At 49.5% G+C, this 3,215-nt stretch carries 2 rRNA genes; both read left to right on the forward strand.

What is annotated here, in order from left to right:
- The first annotated feature begins 100 nt into the window (after positions 1 to 100).
- A 23S ribosomal RNA gene (locus FC84_RS04475) occupies positions 101 to 3,021 on the forward strand.
- Positions 3,022 to 3,096: 75 nt separating this feature from the next.
- Positions 3,097 to 3,213, forward strand: a 5S ribosomal RNA gene (rrf, locus tag FC84_RS04480).
- Positions 3,214 to 3,215: the final 2 nt, after the last annotated feature.

Genomic DNA, 3,215 nt, shown 5'->3' on the forward strand with positions numbered 1-3,215 from the left:
GATTCGTTCTTTGAAAACTGGATACTATTTGAAACTGTAACAAACCGAGAAACACACACAAGTAACTTTGTGATGACGACCTGAAGACTTCGTCTTCAATGGTCAAGTTATAAAGGGCGCACGGTGGATGCCTTGGCACTAGGAGCCGATGAAGGACGGGACGAACACCGATATGCTTCGGGGAGCTGTAAGTAAGCAATGATCCGGAGATTTCCGAATGGGGGAACCCAATCATCCGTAGGATGATGACAGCTTAGTGAATACATAGCTAAGTTGAGGCAGACGCGGGGAACTGAAACATCTAAGTACCTGCAGGAAGAGAAAGAAAATTCGATTTCCTAAGTAGCGGCGAGCGAACGGGAAATAGCCCAAACCAATGAGCTTGCTTATTGGGGTTGTAGGACAGAACATATGGAGTTACAAAAGAAAGAGTTAGTCGAAGTAGATGGGAAGCTACGCTAAAGAGAGTGAGAGCCTCGTAGACAAAAACTGTTTCTCTCCGTTCTGGATCCTGAGTACGGCCGGACACGTGAAATCCAGTCGGAATCTGGGAGGACCATCTCCCAAGGCTAAATACTACCTAGTGACCGATAGTGAACCAGTACCGTGAGGGAAAGGTGAAAAGCACCCCGGGAGGGGAGTGAAATAGATCCTGAAACCGTGTGCCTACAAGTAGTCAAAGCCCGTTAAAGGGTGATGGCGTGCCTTTTGTAGAATGAACCGGCGAGTTACGTTATTATGCGAGGTTAAGTTGAAAAGACGGAGCCACAGCGAAAGCGAGTCTGAATAGGGCGTTAAGTATGATGACGTAGACCCGAAACCAAGTGACCTACCCATGTCCAGGTTGAAGGTGTGGTAAAACGCACTGGAGGACCGAACTCACGTATGTTGAAAAATGCGGAGATGAGGTGTGGGTAGCGGTGAAATTCCAAACGAACTTGGAGATAGCTGGTTCTCTCCGAAATAGCTTTAGGGCTAGCCTCGAGGCTAGGATCATGGAGGTAGAGCACTGTTTGGACTAGGGGCCCGTCAAGGGTTACTGAATCCAGATAAACTCCGAATGCCATTGATCTAGTCCTCGGGAGTCAGACTGCGAGTGATAAGATCCGTAGTCGAAAGGGAAACAGCCCAGATCACCAGTTAAGGTCCCAAAATCTATGCTAAGTGGAAAAGGATGTGGAGTTGCGCAGACAACTAGGATGTTGGCTCAGAAGCAGCCACCATTCAAAGAGTGCGTAATAGCTCACTAGTCGAGTGACTCTGCGCCGAAAATGTACCGGGGCTAAGCATAGTACCGAAACTGTGGATGCATCCGTAAGGATGCGTGGTAGGAGAGCGTTCTAAGGGCGGTGAAGCTAGATCGTGAGGACTAGTGGAGCGCTTAGAAGTGAGAATGCCGGTATGAGTAGCGAAAGATAGGTGAGAATCCTATCCACCGTATGACTAAGGTTTCCTGGGGAAGGCTCGTCCTCCCAGGGTTAGTCGGGACCTAAGGCGAGGCCGCAAGGCGTAGTCGATGGCAAGCAGGTCGAGATTCCTGCACTTCTTTATTTTGTTTGAGTGATGGAGGGACGCAGTAGGCTAAGTTGAGCATGCAGCTGGAAAAGCATGTCTAAATAACAAGTCTAAGAATGAGTCAAATGCTTATTCTTATTAAAGACAAGTTATGATGGGGAGCGAAATTTAAGTAGCGAAGCAACTGATGTCACACTGCCAAGAAAAGCTTCTAGCGAGAAATAAAGAACCCGTACCGCAAACCGACACAGGTAGTCGAGGAGAGTATCCTAAGGTGAGCGAGTGAACTATCGTTAAGGAACTCGGCAAAATGACCCCGTAACTTCGGAAGAAGGGGTGCTGACCGCAAGGTCAGCCGCAGTGAATAGGCCCAAACAACTGTTTATCAAAAACACAGGTCTCTGCAAAATCGAAAGATGACGTATAGGGGCTGACACCTGCCCGGTGCTGGAAGGTTAAGAGGAGTGCTTAGGGTTCGACCCAAAGGTACGAATTGAAGCCCCAGTAAACGGCGGCCGTAACTATAACGGTCCTAAGGTAGCGAAATTCCTTGTCGGGTAAGTTCCGACCCGCACGAAAGGTGTAATGATTTGGGCACTGTCTCAACGATAGACTCGGTGAAATTATATTACCCGTGAAGATGCGGGTTACCCGCGACAGGACGGAAAGACCCCATGGAGCTTTACTGTAGCTTGATATTGAATGTTTGTAAAACATGTACAGGATAGGTAGGAGCCGATGAAATAGGAACGCTAGTTTCTATGGAGGCAATGGTGGGATACTACCCTTGTTTTATGAACATTCTAACCCGCGCCACTCACGTGGCGGGAGACAGTGTCAGGTGGGCAGTTTGACTGGGGCGGTCGCCTCCTAAAGTGTAACGGAGGCGCCCAAAGGTTCCCTCAGAATGGTTGGAAATCATTCGCAGAGTGTAAAGGTATAAGGGAGCTTGACTGCGAGACCTACAAGTCGAGCAGGGACGAAAGTCGGGCTTAGTGATCCGGTGGTTCCGTATGGAAGGGCCATCGCTCAACGGATAAAAGCTACCCTGGGGATAACAGGCTTATCTCCCCCAAGAGTCCACATCGACGGGGAGGTTTGGCACCTCGATGTCGGCTCATCGCATCCTGGGGCTGAAGTTGGTCCCAAGGGTTGGGCTGTTCGCCCATTAAAGCGGTACGCGAGCTGGGTTCAGAACGTCGTGAGACAGTTCGGTCCCTATCCGTCGCGGGCGTAGGAAATTTGAGAGAAGCTGTCCTTAGTACGAGAGGACCGGGATGGACATACCGCTGGTGTACCAGTTGTACCGCCAGGTGCAGAGCTGGGTAGCTATGTATGGAAGGGATAAACGCTGAAAGCATCTAAGTGTGAAGCCCCTCTCGAGATGAGATTTCCCATAACGTAAGTTAGTAAGACCCCTGAGAGATGATCAGGTAGATAGGCTGAGAGTGGAAGTCTAGTGATAGATGGAGCGGATCAGTACTAATCGGTCGAGGGCTTGACCAAAGGTCAAGTGTTGAAGGTGAAACAGTTCAAATAGGATCCAGTTTTGAGGGAGCGAAAGCAAACTCAGGAAATTAGTGTGGTGGCGATAGCAAGAAGGATACACCTGTATCCATGCCGAACACAGAAGTTAAGCTTCTTAGCGCCGAGAGTAGTTGGTGGGAGACTGCCTGCGAGGATAGGGCGCTGCCACGCTA

Source organism: Lapidilactobacillus dextrinicus DSM 20335 (genome assembly GCF_001436095.1).
Classification (GTDB): Bacteria; Bacillota; Bacilli; order Lactobacillales; family Lactobacillaceae; genus Lapidilactobacillus; species Lapidilactobacillus dextrinicus.